Consider the following 19,074-nt stretch of genomic DNA (forward strand, 5'->3'; position numbering starts at 1 on the left):
AAGTCCTAGTCCTGTGGATAACCCGCCAATCCGTCGCCAAAGGCGACACAGTTTTATTCAGCTGGTTAGGATACTGTACCGGGCGCGGTGAATAAAGCGGTTACATGTGGTGCGTACATGGCGCACGCTACTTATTCTCATTCCGGCTGGCCGCCAACAAAACCTTATCCAGCCAGCGATAAGGTAATAGTCGCCGCAGTATGGCGAATAGATAAGTCGGCACCGTCACGTAATAACGGATTTTCGGTCGCGGGCTCTCCAGGGCATGGATGACCTTTTCCAAAACGGCCTCCGGTGGCAGAGTGAAGGGCTGGGCTGGGCCCTGCTTGGCTAGGCGCCGCTCGACACCTTCGTAATAGGCGCGATGGGCGCTATGTGTTCGGTCGATATTGCGCTTGAACATGGCATAGGCGTTGGCCCGGAATCGACTGGTGATCGGACCCGGTTCGATCAGGCAGACATGGATGCCGGTGCCGGTCAGCTCCAGACGCAGGGTATCGCTCAGTCCCTCGATCGCGAATTTGCTGGCGTTGTAGGCGCCGCGATAGGGCATAACGGCCAGTCCCAGTACCGAGCTGCACTGAATGATCCGGCCATGCCCGTGGAGCCTCATCACTGGAATCACCCGGTTAGTCAGCTCCAGCGGGCCGAAGAGGTTGGTCTCGAATTGCGCCCGGATGACCCCGCGGCTCAGATCTTCCACCGCGCCCGGCTGGCCGTAGGCGGCATTGTTGAACAGGGCGTCCAGCGTACCGCCGGTGGCGGCGAGTGTTTTTTCAACGGCATCTATAATCGAATAGGAATCGTTGAGGTCGAGACGCAGGGCCTCAAGCCCCTCTTGGCGCAGAGATGCCACGTCTGCTTCACGTCGGGCTGTGGCAAACACCCGCCAGCCGCGCTGCTGCAGGCCCAGGGCGACGCAGCGGCCGATGCCGCTGGAGCAGCCGGTGATCAGGATGGATTTGGTTGAGGCCATGGATGATTAGTTGACCAAATTACTTTAGTTTGAAATAAGTATATTGTGGTATTTAGAAATCCACTTTAGGTGCCGATTATATTTGAGTGCGAGCTAATTATTAGCACAACTGTTTGATTTAAGTCTAAAGAATGATTTAGGCGTGTCGATAGATGGTAACGAAATACCATTACCCCAAAGTTGTAATGGAGGAAGAAGTTCCAAGAGATCTGACTAGGGCAGGGCACGGAGACCGGTAATGGAGTCAAATGGGTCATGAAGGATAAATCGATAGTCCCCAATAGCCGGGAGAAGGTCATGCGCGAGAACGATTTTATCGTCTCCAAGACCGATCTCACCGGGCGAATTACTTATGGCAATCGAATTTTTATAGAGTTTTCCGGTTACACGGAACAGCAATTGATCGGTGCCCAGCACAACATCATTCGTCATCCGGACATGCCGCGCGGCGTGTTCAAGTTGCTGTGGGATACGCTGGCGCAGGAAAAAGAAATTTGTGCTTTTGTAAAGAATATGGCGGCTGATGGTTCGTTTTATTGGGTGTTTGCCAATGTCACGCCTTCTTATGATCATCACGGCAAGGTGATCGGTTATTTTTCCGTGCGCCGCAAACCCAATCCCGAAGCGGTCAAGACCATCAGCGGGATTTACACACTGATGCTGGACGCGGAAAAGAAGGCGGGGCCGAAACAGGCGATGGATGCCTCGCTCAAGCTGGTGACCGATTTTCTCAACGAGAAGAAGACGACTTATGAAGAACTTGTGTTCGCTCTCCAGGGTTAATGCGATACTCGCTGTTGGTGGCCTGGGGCTCCTGGCCATCATTTATGGCAGCATCCGGCATGGAATCGATTGGGGATTGATTGGATTCGGAATGGTGCTGCTAGGCGTTATCACTTGTTTGCTGCTGAATGCTCAGGAGAAAAAGACCGATGACCTGAGGGCTAAGCTTGATGCGGCGAGCAAAGCCATTTCCAAAGGCGAGTTCGATCAGCGTATTGTCGGTATCGATACGGATCATGAGCTGGCGGAGCTGGCGTGGAACATCAACGACATGCTCGACCAGATCGAGACCTTCTTTCGCGAGGTGAATACCTCGTTCAATTATGTCAGCCAGAATAAATATTTCCGCAAACCGTTGTCGAGCGGGTTGCATGGTACGTTTGTCACCACGATACGCAAATTAACGGCTTCCCTGGATTTGATTATCGCTGAACACCGCATGAGTGGACGCAATTCGATCATGGGTAGTCTGGTGCAGGTGAATACAACAAACCTGCTGAATAATCTGCGGAAAAATCAGGCCAGCCTGTCGTCCGTCAATGAACAAATGGCAGAAGTGCAAGCCATGGTCATGGATACGGCAGAGCGTGCCAATTTGTCGAATCAGGAAATCGCAGTATTGATCGCCAAGCTGAAAAACATGGTGGAGATGATCAATGGTGCGGATGATTCGATCAAGAGTTTGACGGGGCGTTCGGCCGAGATCTCCAATGTCATCAAGGTGATTACCACGATTGCAGAACAAACCAATCTTCTGGCATTGAATGCCGCGATTGAGGCAGCGCGCGCCGGGGAGCAGGGGCGTGGTTTTGCAGTGGTTGCCGATGAAGTAAGAACACTGGCGGAAAACACCAAAAAGGCGACACGCGAGATTGCGCCGGTAATCGAGGCGTTTACCCAGGAATCGGAAGTAATGCTGAAGAATACTGCTGCCATGAAGGCAATTGCCGATGAATCCTCGGCGACAATCACCAATTTCGGTGGTCACATGGCGCAATTTGCGACTTCAGCACAAGAGTCGGCTGCCAAGTTGACGCAGGCGCGTGATCGGGTGTTTACCAATCTGATCAAACTGGACCACGTGATTTTCAAACAAAACACCTATCGCTCGCTGGATGCGGGTGTGGATTCGCCGGAAGGGCAGGCGGTGGCTGTGAATCATCATAATTGCCGCCTAGGTAAATGGTATGACGAAGGCGAGGGTCGCGAGCTGTTTGGCAGCACACCGTCATTCCCCAAGATCATCGATCCGCACTCGGAAGTACATGGCAATGCGCATCGGGTGTTGGACGCGATTAAGGATAAGAGTTGGGCGGATGATGAGGATGTTCGTTCCGGGATTCTGCGCCACATTAACGCCATGGAGCAGGCCAGTAGCAAGTTGATGGATCTGTTGGATAATCTGGTGGTTGAAAAGGCGCAGCGCAAGGCCAGGGCCTAAGCGCCGTTCTCATCCTGGAAGCGGTGTTGAATCTCCAGCACCTTATCTAGATTTTTCACTAAGGCGTCCACGCAATCGCGGTCGAGTTTATTGCCCGCCAGTCGTTGCAATATGGCGATTGATTCTGCATTGCCCCATGCAGTTTTGTAAGGACGTTTGCTGGTCAACGCGTCGAAGACATCGGCCACTGAACTGATCCGTGCCTCGATCGGTATCCCATCGCCGTGCAATCCGCTCGGATAACCTGAGCCGTCGACGGCCTCATGATGATATTCGGCGATATTGCCGAGTATTTTTACGTGTTGGATGTTGTCGAGGCCAAAATCTTTCACCAGTTCATTGATGATTTCACGACCTTTGACCGTGTGAGTCTTCATCACCTCATATTCTTCATCGTTGAGCTTTCCGGGCTTGTGAAGAATTTTATCCGGCACGCCAATTTTGCCGATATCGTGCAGCGGCGAGAACATGAAGATGTGTTCAATAAACTCATCGCTGAAGCCGTATTGCGGCGCAAGCGCCTTAGCGATCAGGCGCGCGTAGTGCGCTGTGCGGTCAACGTGGGCGCCAGTTTCAACATCACGATGATGGGTGATGCCGCGTGCTGCCTGCACAGTTGCCAGCAGGGTGCGTATGGCGGTGAGTTCATTGGTGATTACAGAAGTTATCAAATGGCCAAAGATATCGAGTCCCGCCAGCGTTTCAGTATCAAAAGGAGTGGGTTGAAATGAGTTGAAAAAGAGAAAGCCCAGCAAATTGCCGTTATGAAAGAATGGCATGGTGTAGCTGGAGCGATAGCCCTTGGCGGCTATGCGGCGTGCGTGTTCGTGAGGGCTATCCGCGAAAATCGCCAAATCTTGTACGACGCGCGATTTTCCTTGGTCGATGATCTGCCGGAGTGAAGGGGCATCGCTAAGTTTCGCCTCATACATCGGTAGTGGATTATCGCCATCGCTACTGTGTGTGTAGGTCTTGAGGGTCTCAGTTTTGGCGTCGTAGAGTGCGATGGAGATGCGGTCAATAAACTCATAACTGCCGCGTAGTATTTCGTGCAAAAATTCCAGCTTCTCTGCCAGAGGCAAATTTTGGTTCAATTTCCCCAGCGTGTCGACGTGCTCGAATAACTGCTTACCTGACACTGTGCCTCCCGCAGCTTAGGCCAGAATCGCGGCAACGATCCCGGTAATAAAAACGCCATCGAAGGTGCCGGCGCCGCCGATGGATGCGACTGGCGCCCCCATACGGCGTATATCTTTCAATTTAAGTATATCGGCACCAATCAACACTCCAATAGTACCGCAAATGTAGGCTAAAGGTGCGCTGTGCGCCGGATTGATCAATAAAGCAATGACCGCTGCGCTTAGCGGTGCAATCAGGATTGGCATACCAATACCAATGCCCGGCAGGGGACGGCTGATAATGTTGCAGGCAATGGCAACGAGCATTGTGGCAACAACGACATCAAATGCCGGTAAGGCATGTTCAGACAAAAGATAGATACTGAAACAAATCGGGATCAGGCCGCCGCCGACGTTGATGGCAACCAAGGTCGTTCTGGTAAAAGTAGGGAGTGGCCGACCAAAGAGATCGCGTAAGACGGGTGGTGCCAATGCTGATGGTGGCATTTCAGCCTTGATCTTGAATAACGGCAGATTGATGGCGCTGCCGATGAGTGATGTAAATAACAGCAGGAGTGCTGAGCCCGGGGATAGCCCTAATTTGTCAAAGGCGATAGTCAGGATGCCGATTTGAATAAATGTCACTAGCAGCCCCACTAACAGGATGAGGGCTAATAACATCAGAGGTGAAACCGGCATGGGTTAGCCTTTAAGTGCTCCGGCCAGTAATTCAGTCAAGTTCAAAGTATTGGAGCTATGACTAATGCTATCCGAACTCCAGATATGAGTAATACCGGCATTGGCGATCATTTTTTCGGCATCCGGTGACAGCAACGCATGGGTGATCATGCAATTGATTGAGCTGACACCTTCTTGCTTGAGTTGCTGGGCCGCAGTACTCAAGGTACGGCCGGTGCTGATCATGTCATCAACGATGACGACATGGCGATTGCGCCATTCACGTACGGGCAAGGCAACATGTACTTGCCAGTCGCTGTGGCGGATTTTATTGGCTACGGCCCATTCCAGCTCGGACATTTCAGCAATATTTTTCACCCATTGCTCGGATTCGGCATCGGGGCCCAGCAAAAGCGGTGGAACGGGGCGTTTTTTCAGAAATTCAGCCATCAAGGGCATCGCAGATAAGGTGGTGGTTTCGATGCCAGGAAACACTTCGTTCAGATTGCGGGTTCGGTGTAGATGGGGGTCTACCGTAACAATACGATTGACGAGCCCGCTCAGCCACTCGCCAAATATTTTTTGGCTAATAACCTCGCCCGGATTGAATTCGGCATCCTGGCGCATGTAACACAGATAAGGCGCAACCAGCGTGATCTTCTTGACACCGTGTTGGCGCGCCGCCTGGCAGATAAATAACAACTCAATTAGCTTGTCGTTGGGGCGATCCAGGCTGCGGTAGAGAATGATTTCTGCAGGTAGATTTTGGGGAAGGGTGATGCGGCTCTCGCCATCCGGGAAGTGATGCACGCCAATTTCTTCATAGCCTATGCCCAGCGCCGTGGCGAGACGCTTGGCTTGGTGGCGGTAGCCATTAAATCCAAGTACGACCATAAACGACCCTAGGGGACCTCCGACTAATTCACTGAAGCAGCGTCCGCTGCGTTGTAAATGAGCTCAAAATGCTCATTTACTCCTTGGTAAACTCGGCAACTGCTCCCTGCGTTGCCCTACCTCGCCCATTCATGCGCTCGTCCGTTTTTTCACCTGTTTGCGCCTCGCGTCCATCTGCTTGATCGAATTAATCAGAGGTTCCCTATATCTCCAGAAAACTCTGCGATGCATGGCCGCCACGGCCGATCTGGTAACCACTGCCTGCATGTGCAACCATGTGCTGGGCAAATGAAAAGTCACCACGAAATTCGGCATATACCCGATAGAGCGGTTCGCCTTTTTTGACAGTGTCGCCCACTTTTTTCAGCAAATCCACTCCCGCTCCTTTATCCATCGGGGCTCCGGCAAAGCGGGCAAGTTTGGCGAGATGGAAATTATCAATCTCCAACACCATGCCTGCACTGGGGGCGGTCACTTCAAAGTTAAGGGAGCCGAGTTTAAACTCAGTGGTTTGGCGCCCCTGGGCCTCAATAATGGCGTTCATCTTTGCTAACGCACGGCCTGATTCAAGAATGTCACGGGCGATGGCATAGCCCTGGCCACCGCGCACGTCGGGATCGAATTCCAATACCCGTCCCGCCAAGCGTAGTGATTTTTGGCGCAAATCAGCCGGTCCTTCCGGGTCATTGTTGAGTACCTGCATGACGTCGCGCGCCTCAAGTACGGGGCCGATGCCGCGACCAATGGGTTGGCGGCCATCGGTGATGACTACTTCAAGATGAATATTGAGCTGATCGCCGACAAACTCAAAAAGTTTGCGTAAAGCCAGTGCCTCGCGCATGTGACGCATTTTTGCGGTCGGCCCCACGGGAATGTCGATCAATAAATGGGTAGAACCGGCGGCCAGTTTTTTTGACAGAATGGAGGCCACCATTTGACCGATAGAATCAATCCCCAATGGCCGCTCCACCGAAATCAACACATCGTCGGCGGGCGCGAGGTTGGCCGTCCCTCCCCAGCTCAAACAGCCGCGTTGATGGCGAATGATGTGATGCAAACGATCAGGCGAAAGTTCAACCTGGGCCAATACTTCCATCGTGTCCGCAGTGCCGGAAGGTGAAGTGATGGCGCGGCTTGATGTTTTGGGGATCAACATGCCATGCGCCGCCACTATCGGCACTACTAGCATCGAGGTGCGATTGCCGGGAATACCACCAATGCAATGTTTATCGACGACACGCGGTTCCTTCCAATCGAGCCGGGCGCCGGTTTCAGTCATGGCATTGGTGAGAAACAAAACTTCATCACGATCCAAACCGGTTTGACCGGAAGCGACCAGGAATGCTGCCAGCTCCATTTTGGAATAACGATTCTGCACAATATCGCGAGCAATATTGTGAAAATCTTCCTGGCTTAGTCGTTGTCCGGTAACTTTACGGCGAATAGCATCCATGGACGCAGGGGGTTCGGCGTGATTGACATGGACATGGGTGCCTTCCCTGAGATGGATTTGGGCAAAGGCCTGCTGCGATAAGCCAAGTTCGCCGGGGGCAACGATGTTGGGATCGTCAACGACATTGAGTACGGCAAGTATAACGTTGCCGTCCTGACTGATCTGGATTTTTGATAGCGCCTGAAAACCTTCGGCACGATAAACTTCACAATCGCGATGCAGGAACGCGACGTTTTCGCGGTAGGTGTCGATTGCGACCCGCCGCAATTTAAGATGTCCCGCAGGTGTGTGCTTGGCGCGTGGCATAAGGTTACGGTAGCAAAAAAATGGGCAAAAGGGTAAAGGGCGAGGCTAAAAACGATAAATCTACAGCAGACAGGTAATATACCGATCCCATATTGAATATTTTATACCTCTTCCACCTGTTCCTGTTGCTGCAACGCCCACATTCGTGCATAGACACCTTCTGCGGCCAGTAACTCGCGGTGGGTGCCCGATTCCACGATCCGGCCATGATCCATTACAAGAATCCGGTCGGCATCGATGATAGTCGAGAGGCGGTGGGCTACCACCAGGGTTGTATGATCGGCGGCCACGGCACGCAGTTCATTGAGAATCGACTGCTCTGATTTAGAGTCCAGTGCCGACGTCGCTTCATCAAAGATCAGAATCGGCGGATTTTTGAGTATCGTGCGGGCGATCGCAATGCGTTGTTTCTCGCCACCCGATAGTTTCAAACCGCGTTCGCCGACGGTGGCGTTGTAACCGTCGGGCAGTGATTCGATAAAGTCATGGATGTGTGCCATTTTTGCGGCGCTGATAATTTCTTCGCGCGAGGCATCAGGGTTACCGTAAGCGATGTTGTAATAGATGGTGTCGTTGAATAAGACGGTGTCTTGCGGCACGATGCCAATGGCCCGCCGCAAGCTGCTTTGTGTCACATCTCGAACATCCTGGCCATCGATCAATATCCGGCCGCTGTTGACGTCATAAAAACGGAACAGTAAACGCGACAAGGTGGATTTGCCGGCGCCACTGTGGCCAACCACGGCCACTTTGTGTCCGGCGGGTACTTCAAAATCCAGGTCATGCAGAATGGGGCGTTCCGGGTTGTAACTGAATGCCACGTGTTCGAAGCGAATATTGCCCTCGGTCACACGTAAGTCTTTCGCGCCCGGTTTGTCGCGGATTTCAGGGAAACGCTCGAGCAAGCCAAACATCTTTTCCATATCTGCCAAAGAATGTTTGACTTCGCGATAGACGAATCCCAGAAAATTAAGCGGCATGTAGAGTTGAATCAGGTAGGCATTGATCAGTACCAGATCGCCCATCGTCAGCGTCCCGTTGACAACACCTTTGCTGGCGAGAATCATTAATAACGTAATCCCAGCCGCGATAATCGTGCCTTGACCAAAGTTGAGCACGCCGAGCGAGGTTTGATTTTTGACAGCAGCCTTTTCCCAGTTCATCAGGTTGTCATCGTAACGGCCTGCTTCGAACTGCTCATTGCAAAAATACTTCACCGTCTCGTAATTGATCAGGCTATCGATGGCGCGGGTATTGGCCTTCGAATCCAGATCGTTCATCTTGCGCCGAAAGCCCATGCGCCACTCGGTGATCACGAGTGAGAACACAATATAAATCAGTAATGTGATAAAGGTGATGATGCCAAACCAAATGTTATAAGTGACCAGCAAAATGCCGGTGACGAGAATAATCTCGAACAAGGTTGGCAGGATATTGAATAACATGAAACTGAGCATGAAGCCGATGCCACGCGTACCGCGCTCGATATCGCGCGACATGCCGCCGGTTTGTCGTTCCAGATGAAAACGCAACGGCAACGCATGTAGATGTTGAAACACTTGCAGCGCAATGCGGCGAATGGAGCTTTGGGTGACCTTGGCGAAGACCACGTCCCGCAGTTCGCTGAACAGGGCGCCCGCCAGCCGCAACAGGCCATAGGCGATGAGTAGCGACAGGGGCAGGATCAGGACCGGGTTGTGGGTCTTGTCGAGGCTATCGATGATGTCCTTCAAGACCCATGGCAAGGCCACCGTGGCCAGTTTGGCCAGGACCAAGCACCCCAAGGCCAGTAGTACGCGCTGCTTGAAGGTCCAGAGATAGGGTAACAGGGTGCGAACGGTCTTCCAGTCGTTGCGGGGGCCGACCGTGGCCGGTGATTCTCCTAAACTACGCATGGGCACCTCTATAAAATCGCTGAAGCCGCGCTGGCGGCGTTACAAATGGACTCAAAATGCTCATTTACTCCGTGTAAACTCCGCTTTTTCGCCCATTTGCGCCTCGCCTGGAGGCGCCTACTTTTGGTGCCATCATCGGCTTGATCGATTTTATACAGATGCCCATAATTCTTCCTAACTCCTTGGTTCTTTAAAACTATCAGACACTTGCCCACAGGGGAAGGTTCGATTATAGGCCTTTGTCATGGTATAATTTGCGGGTATTGAAACTACTGGCTCTGACCTTATATCGGTTAAGGAGTGGTAGTGGGTGAATATTATTTTTGGAGACAGGCAATGCCGATTTACGAATATCGTTGTGGTGGTTGTGGTCACGAACTCGAGGCGATGCAGAAAATGAGCGATCCGGCGCTGACCGATTGCCCGCAATGCAGCCAGCCAAAATTGGATAAGCTGATCTCTGCAGCGGGTTTCCAGCTCAAGGGTGGCGGTTGGTATGAAACTGATTTTAAAGGAAAAACTAAAAAATCAGAGGCCGCCAAGAAAGATGAAGCCCCGGCCTGTGGCACAGGAGCATGTCCGGCCTGCGTTGAATAATGGACGGGCGGCTTTTTCCACTGAATTGAAGTATCACTATTTACTATCTTAGATAGAGTGGCATCGGCCTGGTCGGTGCCACTTTTTTATTGGCAGGCCGGTAATGTTGCGTCTTTATGGCGCAGACCTTAACATTGCCGCCTTCAGCGATAAGCGCTTGTAGCACTTCAAAAAGAGCAAGGAATTAATCAGATTATGCGTAGCCATTATTGCGGTCATGTCAATGAATCCCTCGTGGATCAGGAAGTCGAGATTTGCGGTTGGGTGCATCGCCGCCGTGACCACGGTGGAGTGATTTTCATAGACTTGCGTGACCGTGAGGGCCTGGTGCAGGTGGTGTTCGATCCTGACAATCGCGAAGCCTTTGTCACCGCAGAACGCGTGCGCAGTGAGTATGTGTTGCATGTGAAAGGGCGCGTGCGTCGCCGCCCGGCGGGTACCGAGAATGCCAATCTGCCGACGGGCCAAATCGAAATCCTGGCCAAGGAAATCGAGTTGCTTAACCGTTCTGAAGTGCCGCCGTTCCAGATTGACGACGAAACCGACGCCAGCGAAGAAATCCGTTTGCGTTATCGTTATCTTGATCTGCGCCGGCCGGAGATGCAAAAGCGTCTGCGTCTGCGTACCAAAACGACGCGCATCTTGCGCCATTTCCTCGAAGATCGCGGCTTCATGGAAATTGAAACGCCATTTCTGACCAAGGCCACGCCAGAAGGCGCGCGCGATTATGTGGTGCCGAGCCGTACTCATCAAGGCAAATTCTTTGCATTGCCGCAATCGCCGCAGCTGTTCAAACAGTTGCTGATGATCAGCGGCTTTGATCGTTATTATCAGGTTGCACGTTGTTTCCGCGATGAAGATTTGCGTGCCGATCGGCAGCCTGAGTTTACCCAGCTCGACATCGAAATGTCGTTCATCAATGAAGAACAGATCACCAACTTGATGGAAGATCTGTTCCGGCATGTGTTTGCCGAGGCGTTGGAAGTGGCGCTGCCGGTAAAATTCCCGCGCATGACCTATGCCGAGGCCATGCACCGTTATGGCAGCGACAAACCCGATCTGCGCATCTCGCTGGAGTTGGTCGATGTCACCGATTTGATGAAAGCGGTGGACTTCAAAGTCTTCTCCGGCCCAGCCAATGATCCTAAGGGCCGTATCGCTGCCTTGCGTCTGCCCAAGGGCGGTGAACTGTCGCGAAAAGAAATCGACGACTACACCCAATACGTAGGTATTTTTGGTGCCAAAGGCTTGGCCTATATCAAGGTCAACAACAAGGCCCAGGGCCGCGACGGCTTGCAATCACCGATTCTGAAATTCCTGCCGGATGCCGTTGTCGATGGCATCATGACGCGCACTGGCGCTGAAGACGGCGACCTGGTGTTCTTCGGTGCTGACAAGGCCAAGATCGTTAACGATTCACTCGGCGCGCTGCGTATCAAGCTCGGCCATGATCGTGGTTTGGTGCAACATGGTTGGCGTCCGTTGTGGGTCGTCGATTTCCCGATGTTTGAATGGGATGACAAAGATCGCCGTTGGGTGGCCTTGCATCATCCCTTCACCTCGCCGCGTGTGGCATCGCCGGAAGATCTGGCCGCGAATCCCGAAGGTGTGTCGTCACGTGCCTATGACTTGGTGCTGAACGGTACCGAAGTCGGCGGCGGTTCGATTCGTATTCATAATTCCGATCTGCAAGCGGCAGTATTCAATTTGCTCGGTATCGGTCCGGAAGAGGCGCGCGAGAAATTCGGCTTCCTGTTGGATGCGCTGAGCTTCGGTTGCCCACCGCATGGTGGTATTGCCTTTGGTCTCGATCGCTTGGTGATGTTGATGACCGGTGCGCAATCGATTCGTGACGTGATGGCCTTCCCCAAGACCCAGACCGCGGCTTGTATGTTGACGCAGGCGCCGTCTGAGATTGGTGAGAAACACATGCGTGAAATTGGAATTCGTCTGCGTCAGGCACCGGTGGTGGTAACCACGGCAACAGCAACCAGCGAATAAGCTGAACTCTGGCGAAATAAACAAGTCGAACGAATAGATGTAGGGTGGGTTGGCCCGTAGGGCGCAACCCACCAAGCCGTCGCTAACGGCGACTCATTGAAAGATCTGCACACGCAGGATGAGTATGGTGAACACTGCAATCGCAATCCAAAACTTTGCCCCGCTCTCGGATGCCGAGTGTGAAGCGCGCATTATTGCCGCCAAAAAGGCGTTGGGCGAGCGGGTGGTGATCCTGGGGCATCACTATCAGCGTGAAGAAGTATTCCGCCACGCCGATGTTTCTGGTGACTCACTCAAGCTGTCGCACTATGCTGCGCAATCCAAAGCCGAATACATCGTTTTTTGCGGTGTACATTTCATGGCCGAAGTCGCGGATATTTTGTCGCGCCCGGAACAAATTTCCATTCTTCCTGATCTTTCCGCGGGTTGTTCGATGGCGGACATGGCCAGTTTGCCGAAGGTGGAAAAAGCGTGGCGTGAATTGGCCGAGGTGCTCAATCCGGATGAGCAAATCACCCCGGTCACTTACATCAACTCTGCCGCCGATCTTAAAGCGTTCTGTGGCCGCCATGGCGGTATTGTTTGCACCTCGACCAATGCGCGGCATGTGCTCGAATGGTCGTTCGCGCGACGTGAAAAAATTCTATTTTTCCCTGATCAACATCTTGGCCGTAACACCGGTTACCGGATGGGCATCCCGCTGGAGCAAATGGTGGTCTGGGATTTCGACAAACCGCTGGGTGGTTTGACGCCGGAACAAATTCGCCAGGCGCGGATGATTTTGTGGAAAGGTTTTTGTTCAGTACATCAGATGTTTCGTCCGGAGCACATCGATCAATTCCGCGCCAAATATCCAGACGCCAAAGTGATTTCACATCCTGAGGCGAGTTTTGAAGTTTGTCAGAAATCAGATTATGTCGGCTCCACGGAATACATCATCAAGACGGTTGCCGAATCGGCGCCGGGTACGCGTTGGCTGGTGGGTACGGAATTGAATCTGGTGCAACGTCTGGCCGAGCGTTACAAAGCCGAAGGCAAGCATGTGCATTTTATGTCGCCTACCCTCTGTATGTGTTCGACCATGTTCCGTATTGATCCTCAACATTTGTTATGGACGTTGGAAAACCTGGTGGAGGGCAAGGTGGTGAATCGGATTCGGGTGCCGGAAACGGTTGCCAGCGAGGCGCGTGTGGCGTTGCAGCGGATGTTGGATTTGAAGGTTTGAGTCATCGCGAGAGATTGGCAATAAACGGCACCTTAGGGTGCCGTTTATGTTTATGATGGTTATAGATGTAGGGTGGGTTAGGCGTTTTTTGCCGTAACCCACCAAGCGTCGCGAAGCGACACAATCTGTTTTTTAAGGAGTGCCTATCGGCACTGTTGGTGGGTTATCCACAGGACTAGGACTTTCAGTCCGTCGCGCCTTCGGCTAACCCACCCTACATTTGACGGGCCCATGTTAGAGAGATAGAGATGAAGAAGATTGGTGTAGTGGTTTTGATGACGATTTCACTGTTGCTTGCCGCTTGTGCCGAGCTGGAAAAAAATGCGGGCAAGGGGGCTGAAAATATCAGGAAAATACCCGATAACGTCTGGAAGGGGAAGTAAGTAATCGAAAACGTATTGGGTGACGTTCGCGCTGCTCTCGGGTGATTGACCACCCACCGGCGGTTGCATCCCCGATTTCATCGGGGCCCCTGCGCCGCGCCTCGGGTGGTCCACCGTCAGTCGCATCCCCACTTGCGTGGGGGCCCTGCTCTGCGCCTCGGGCGGCCGGTTGTAATTTTTCGCCTTCCTTATAGACTATACCCAGGATTTAGTTAACTTTTTGCCAAGGAGTCGCCCGTGTCTCACAAGTTTCTGAAATCGGTCTTTCTGCTGTCAGCGCTTTGTCTGGCCATTACGGCCTGTAGCAAGAAGGAAGAGGCCCCGGCAGGGAGTAGCGCGGCACCCTCTGCTGCTGCGGATGTGATGGTGGTGAAGATTGGCTCCGTCGCGCCATTGACCGGGCCGCAGTCGCATCTCGGTAAAGATCAGGAAAACGGTATCCGTCTGGCGCTGGAAGAGGCCAATGCCGGCGGTATCACCCTCGGGGGTAAACAGGTGAAATTCGATCTCGTTAGCGAGGATGATCAGGCCGACCCCAAAACTGCCACCGTTGTCGCCCAGAAACTGGTGGATGATCAAGTCAAGGGCGTGATCGGCCACTTGAATTCGGGCACCTCGATTCCGGCCTCCAAGATTTATTCCGATGCCGGCATCGCGCAAATCTCGCCTTCGGCCACCGCCGTGGCCTATACCGCTCAGGGTTTCAAGACCGCTTTCCGCGTGATGACCAATGATTCGCAACAGGGCAAGGTGCTGGGCGAGTTTGCGGTTAAAGGGCTGGGCGGCAAGAAGATTGCCATCATCGATGACCGCACGGCCTACGGTCAGGGGCTGGCCGATGAAGTGGAGAAGACCGCCAAGGCTGTGGGTGGGACGATTGTTACGCACGAATACACCACTGACAAATCCACCGACTTCATGGCGATTTTGACCGCCATCAAAGGTAAAAAGCCGGACGTGATTTTCTTTGGCGGGATGGATAGTCAGGCAGGTCCCATGGCCAAACAATTGAAGGGGCTGGGCGTGAAGGCCAAGTTGCTGGGCGGCGATGGTTTCCAATCGTCCCAATTCATTAAACTGGCGGGCGCCGATGCTGAAGGTATGTACGCATCATCGCCGGGTTTGCCGCTGGAGCAAATGCCGGGCGGCAACGAGTTCAATCAGAAGTTCTCGGCCAAGTATGGCCAGATTCAGATTTATGCGCCATATGCCTATGATGCAACGAAGGCGATGATTGAGGCGATGAAGCATGCGAACTCAGCTGAGCCAGCGCAATATCTGCCGGAGCTGGTCAAAACCAACTTCACCGGCGTGACCGGCCCGATTGCCTTTGATGAGAAGGGCGACATTCAGGGAGGCGCAGTCACGGTGTATCAAGTACAAAATGGGCAGTGGGTGGTTGCCAAGTAACTACAGGGTAACGCGCAGGTCATACCCTTGGATATCTTTCTCCAGCAGTTGATCAACGGCCTGGTGCTCGGCAGCGTTTATGCGCTGGTGGCACTGGGTTATACCATGGTCTATGGCATCCTTGAATTGATCAACTTCGCCCACGGCGAAGTGACCATGATGGGCGCGATGGTGGCGTTGGCAGTGATCGGCGCATTGGTGGCGAGTGGCGTCGCGCTGCCCGGTGTGTTGATCGTATTGTTTGGGCTGATGGTGGCGGTGTTGGTTTGCGCTGCCTTGGGTTTCACTATCGAGCGTGTTGCTTATCGTCCTTTGCGTCACGCACCGCGGCTAGCGCCGTTGATCACCGCGATTGGTGTTTCCATCGTCTTGCAAAACACGGCGATGATTATCTGGGGCCGTCAGTACATCACCTTTCCACCACTGCTCGAAATCGAGCGTTACAGCATCGGTGGCGCAACAATCTCCAATCTGCAGATTTTCATTGTCTTATTGTCAGCGTCGATGATGGTGGCATTGGTGCTGCTCATCAATCGCACCCGCATGGGCCGCGCCATGCGCGCTACGGCGCAGAATAAATCGGTGGCGGGTTTGATGGGTGTGAACATCAATAGCGTCATCTCGATGACGTTCATTCTCGGCTCGATTCTCGCTGCCGTCGCCGGTGTGATGGTCAGCGCCTATTATGGTCTGGCGCATTACTACATGGGTTTTATGCTCGGATTGAAAGCATTCACTGCGGCTGTGTTGGGCGGTATCGGCAACATCCCTGGCGCCATGCTCGGTGGTTTGTTGCTGGGCGTGATCGAAAGTCTGGGTGCCGGTTATATCGGCCCGCTGACGGGCGGATTTATGGGCAGCCACTATCAGGACGTGTTCGCGTTTTTTGTTTTGATATTAGTGCTGGTACTGCGGCCGTCGGGATTGCTTGGCGAGCGAGTGTCGGATCGGGCTTGATGGCCCTCTCCCGGCCCTCCGGGCCACCCTCTCCCGCAAGCGGGCGAGGGAATGCTGCGTACTAAGTCCCCGCTTGCGGGCGAGGGAATGCCTCGTAACTAAGACCCCTCTCCCGCTTGCGGGAGAGGGGTAGGGGAGAGGGAAGATTTTTTTGACTTCGTCATTTTGCAGAGAACATTTGATTTCGATTGTATGCAGGCATATCTAGAACGCTTAAGACACGATCGACGCGCCGCCTGGGCTGCATTTATTGCCATTGGAATTTTATTGGCGGTGTTGCCGTTTCTCGCCGATGCCGGATTGGGCCGGAGCTGGGTGCGGATTCTGGATTTTGTGCTGCTCTACATCATGCTGGCGTTGGGGCTGAACATCGTCGTCGGTTATGCTGGGTTGCTGGACTTGGGCTACGTCGCGTTTTATGCCGTTGGCGCCTACGTGTTCGCATTATTATCTTCACCGCATTTTGGGATTCATTTGCCATTTTGGATGGTGCTGCCGATGGGCGCTGTCGCAGCCGGTATCTTTGGTGTCTTGCTCGGTGCGCCAACACTGCGTCTGCGTGGCGATTATCTGGCGATTGTTACGCTCGGTTTCGGCGAGATCATTCGCATTTTCTTGAACAACCTCAACACGCCGGTGAATATCACCAATGGCCCGCAAGGCATTAATCTCATCGATCCGATCGCCGTTGGCGATTTCTCGCTGAGCCAAACGCATACTCTGCTTGGCATCCAGTTCCCCAGCACCTATGGTTACTACTATTTCTTTTTATTGTTGACGTTGGGGATCATTTTTGTCTCGATCCGGTTGCAGAATTCACGCATCGGTCGCGCCTGGGTCGCGATACGCGAAGATGAAGTGGCCGCTGCCGCGATGGGCATTAATACCCGCAACATCAAGCTGCTGGCTTTCGCCATGGGCGCCTCATTTGGTGGTCTCAGCGGCGGTTTGTTCGCGGGCTTTCAAGGCTTTGTCAGCCCCGAGAGTTTTAATCTCATGGAATCGATCATGATCCTGTGCATGGTGGTGCTGGGTGGCATGGGCAATATCGTCGGTGTGATTCTGGGGGCGGTGTTTCTGACCGTGTTGCCCGAAGCGTTGCGCTATGTCGGCACCTTGCAGCAGGCATTGTTCGGCCAGGTCTATGCCGATCCCGCTGATCTGCGGATGTTGATCTTTGGCATCGCCATGATCCTGATCATGCTCTATCGCCCGGCAGGACTGGTGCCGTCACGCCGTCGTCGCCGTGAATTGGAAGCCGAAGCGGATGTTGCCGATCAAGAGCGGGATTCGGTTTATGACACCAAACGCTGATAATGCGTTGCTCGTCGCTGAAAATCTCTCCAAAAGTTTTGGTGGGATTACGGCGTTAACGGATGTCAGCTTTGGCATTAATCGCGGCGAGATTTATGGGCTGATCGGCCCCAATGGCGCCGGTAAGACCACGCTCTTCAATGTGCTCACGGGGCTTTATATTCCGGAGCACGGCAAAGTGACGCTTAACGGCCAAACACTGTCTGGCTGCAAGCCACATCAAATTGTCAGCGCGGGTTTTGCGCGTACCTTCCAGAATATTCGTCTCTTCGCCAACATGACGGCGCTGGAAAACGTCATGGTCGGCCGTCATGTGCGCAGCCGTGCCAATGTCATTGGTGCGATTCTGCGTGACGGCAAAACACGCGCTGAAGAAGCCGCGATTACACAACGGGCGATGGAATTGCTCGCCTATGTCGGCATCCAAAAACATGCACATCGCATCGCGCGACAACTTTCGTATGGCGATCAGCGGCGTCTGGAAATTGCCCGTGCATTAGCAACCGATCCAGTGCTGCTGGCGTTGGATGAACCCGCTGCTGGCATGAATCCCAGCGAACGCGTCGGCTTACTGCAACTGCTGCACAAGATTCGTGCCGATGGCGTCAGCTTGTTGTTGATCGAACATGATGTAAAACTGGTGATGGGCGTCTGTGATCGCCTCGCCGTGCTCGATTACGGTAAAAAAATCGCCGATGGCACGCCTGCGGAAGTGCAGAGTGATGCGCGTGTGATTGAAGCGTATTTAGGGACGCCCGCGTAATGCTGTTACAAACAAAACAACTGGCGATTGCCTATGGTGGCATCAAGGCCGTCAAAGGTATCGATATCGAGGTGCAGCAGGGTGAACTTGTGTGTTTGATCGGTGCTAACGGTGCGGGCAAGACCAGCACCTTGAATGCATTGTGTGGTGTGTTACCCGCCAGTGGTGAGATTATCTATCAGGGCGAAAATATCGCCGGTCTGCCATCGCATGAGCTGGTGCGCAAAGGCATCGCCCTGGTGCCGGAAGGGCGCGGTATTTTCGGACGCCTGACGGTAGAAGAAAATCTGCACATGGGTGCCTACATCCGCAATGACAAAGCAGCCATCAAGCAGGATATGGAACGTATTTATTCATTGTTCCCGCGGCTGCAAGAACGCCGCGTACAAAAAGCCGGTACGCTCTCTGGCGGTGAACAACAAATGCTCGCCCTCGGTCGCGCCATGATGAGCCGCCCGAAATTATTATTGCTCGATGAGCCGAGCATGGGCCTCGCGCCACTGATGGTGCAAAAAATCTTCGAAACTATCCGTCAAATCGCCGCCGAAGGCGTCACGTTGTTGCTGGTTGAGCAGAATGCCAAGCTGGCGCTGGAAGTGAGCCAGCGGGGGTATGTGTTGGAGAACGGCGTCGTCACGCTTGCCGATTCAGCGGCGAATCTGTTGCACAATCCGCAAGTGCAGCAGGCGTATCTTGGGCATTAAACTTTCTACTCCCTTTCCCGCTTGCGGGAATAAATGTAGGTTGATGTGATGGTCTCCTCCCTCTTCTAAAACGGCGTCAAGTGCGCCACGATGGAGACGGTATCAACCATCAAACGAAAAGAGAGGAGACCGAGATGAAGCTTACAACGATTGGGTTGGATCTGGCAAAGAGTGTA

The 19,074-nt window shown here is 53.3% G+C and carries 16 protein-coding genes; 10 read left to right on the forward strand and 6 right to left on the reverse strand.

Annotated elements, in window-relative coordinates; all coding sequences use genetic code 11:
• Nucleotides 1-127: 127 nt before the first annotated feature.
• The gene (locus tag HY272_13090; protein ID MBI3773619.1) at nt 128-976 is read right to left on the reverse strand and encodes an SDR family oxidoreductase; all 849 of its coding nucleotides are present in this window, start codon (nt 974-976) and stop codon (nt 128-130) included.
• Between the two features lie 255 nt (nt 977-1,231).
• On the opposite strand from HY272_13090, the gene HY272_13095 reads away from it, so the two are divergent.
• Both HY272_13095 and HY272_13100 read left to right on the forward strand, forming a co-directional pair.
• Entirely contained in the window at nt 1,232-1,759 is a 528-nt protein-coding gene (locus HY272_13095) for a PAS domain S-box protein (protein MBI3773620.1), read from the forward strand.
• On the forward strand, nt 1,728-3,200 hold the full coding sequence (locus HY272_13100) for a CZB domain-containing protein (GenBank protein MBI3773621.1): 1,473 nt from the start codon (nt 1,728-1,730) through the stop codon (nt 3,198-3,200). The genes HY272_13095 and HY272_13100 overlap by 32 nt, the downstream gene beginning before the upstream one ends.
• On the opposite strand, the gene HY272_13105 is transcribed toward HY272_13100, so the two are convergent.
• The 5 genes from HY272_13105 to HY272_13125 all read right to left on the reverse strand — a co-directional run bounded on the left by HY272_13105 (nt 3,197) and on the right by HY272_13125 (nt 9,544).
• Entirely contained in the window at nt 3,197-4,339 is a 1,143-nt protein-coding gene (locus tag HY272_13105; protein MBI3773622.1) for an HD domain-containing protein, read from the reverse strand. The two genes, HY272_13100 and HY272_13105, sit on opposite strands and share 4 nt — an antisense overlap.
• 15 nt (nt 4,340-4,354) lie before the next feature.
• Nucleotides 4,355-5,017: a DUF1614 domain-containing protein gene (locus HY272_13110; protein ID MBI3773623.1), complete on the reverse strand. Its 663-nt coding sequence runs from the start codon at nt 5,015-5,017 to the stop codon at nt 4,355-4,357.
• Between the two features lie 3 nt (nt 5,018-5,020).
• Nucleotides 5,021-5,890, reverse strand: a complete 870-nt coding sequence (locus HY272_13115; GenBank protein MBI3773624.1) for a ribose-phosphate diphosphokinase — start codon at nt 5,888-5,890, stop codon at nt 5,021-5,023.
• A gap of 202 nt (nt 5,891-6,092) precedes the next feature.
• On the reverse strand, nt 6,093-7,649 hold the full coding sequence (locus HY272_13120) for a thymidine phosphorylase family protein (GenBank protein ID MBI3773625.1): 1,557 nt from the start codon (nt 7,647-7,649) through the stop codon (nt 6,093-6,095).
• A 101-nt stretch (nt 7,650-7,750) separates the two neighbouring features.
• On the reverse strand, nt 7,751-9,544 hold the full coding sequence (locus HY272_13125; protein ID MBI3773626.1) for an ABC transporter ATP-binding protein/permease: 1,794 nt from the start codon (nt 9,542-9,544) through the stop codon (nt 7,751-7,753).
• Between the two features lie 336 nt (nt 9,545-9,880).
• Here HY272_13125 and HY272_13130 point away from each other — a divergent pair, with 336 nt between their 5' ends.
• The 8 genes from HY272_13130 (at nt 9,881) to HY272_13165 (ending at nt 18,898) form a co-directional block, all read left to right on the forward strand.
• Nucleotides 9,881-10,141: a zinc ribbon domain-containing protein gene (locus HY272_13130; GenBank protein MBI3773627.1), complete on the forward strand. Its 261-nt coding sequence runs from the start codon at nt 9,881-9,883 to the stop codon at nt 10,139-10,141.
• A gap of 195 nt (nt 10,142-10,336) precedes the next feature.
• The gene (aspS, locus tag HY272_13135; GenBank protein MBI3773628.1) at nt 10,337-12,142 is read left to right on the forward strand and encodes an aspartate--tRNA ligase; all 1,806 of its coding nucleotides are present in this window, start codon (nt 10,337-10,339) and stop codon (nt 12,140-12,142) included.
• Between the two features lie 124 nt (nt 12,143-12,266).
• Nucleotides 12,267-13,367 (forward strand): quinolinate synthase NadA, encoded by a 1,101-nt coding sequence (gene nadA, locus HY272_13140; GenBank protein ID MBI3773629.1) that lies wholly within the window; start codon nt 12,267-12,269, stop codon nt 13,365-13,367.
• Nucleotides 13,368-14,113: 746 nt separating this feature from the next.
• The gene (locus tag HY272_13145) at nt 14,114-15,160 is read left to right on the forward strand and encodes a branched-chain amino acid ABC transporter substrate-binding protein (GenBank protein MBI3773630.1); all 1,047 of its coding nucleotides are present in this window, start codon (nt 14,114-14,116) and stop codon (nt 15,158-15,160) included.
• Between the two features lie 27 nt (nt 15,161-15,187).
• Nucleotides 15,188-16,117 (forward strand): branched-chain amino acid ABC transporter permease, encoded by a 930-nt coding sequence (locus HY272_13150; GenBank protein MBI3773631.1) that lies wholly within the window; start codon nt 15,188-15,190, stop codon nt 16,115-16,117.
• 192 nt (nt 16,118-16,309) lie between these two features.
• Nucleotides 16,310-17,431: an ABC transporter ATP-binding protein gene (locus HY272_13155; GenBank protein ID MBI3773632.1), complete on the forward strand. Its 1,122-nt coding sequence runs from the start codon at nt 16,310-16,312 to the stop codon at nt 17,429-17,431.
• Entirely contained in the window at nt 17,415-18,194 is a 780-nt protein-coding gene (locus HY272_13160; GenBank protein MBI3773633.1) for an ABC transporter ATP-binding protein, read from the forward strand. Before HY272_13155 ends, HY272_13160 begins: the two co-directional genes overlap by 17 nt.
• Nucleotides 18,194-18,898, forward strand: coding sequence for an ABC transporter ATP-binding protein (locus HY272_13165; protein ID MBI3773634.1), 705 nt, complete (start codon nt 18,194-18,196; stop codon nt 18,896-18,898). Before HY272_13160 ends, HY272_13165 begins: the two co-directional genes overlap by 1 nt.
• The last annotated feature ends 176 nt before the right edge of the window (nt 18,899-19,074 follow it).

Source organism: Gammaproteobacteria bacterium, assembly GCA_016200485.1.
Lineage (GTDB): Bacteria > Pseudomonadota > Gammaproteobacteria > Tenderiales > Tenderiaceae > JACQEP01.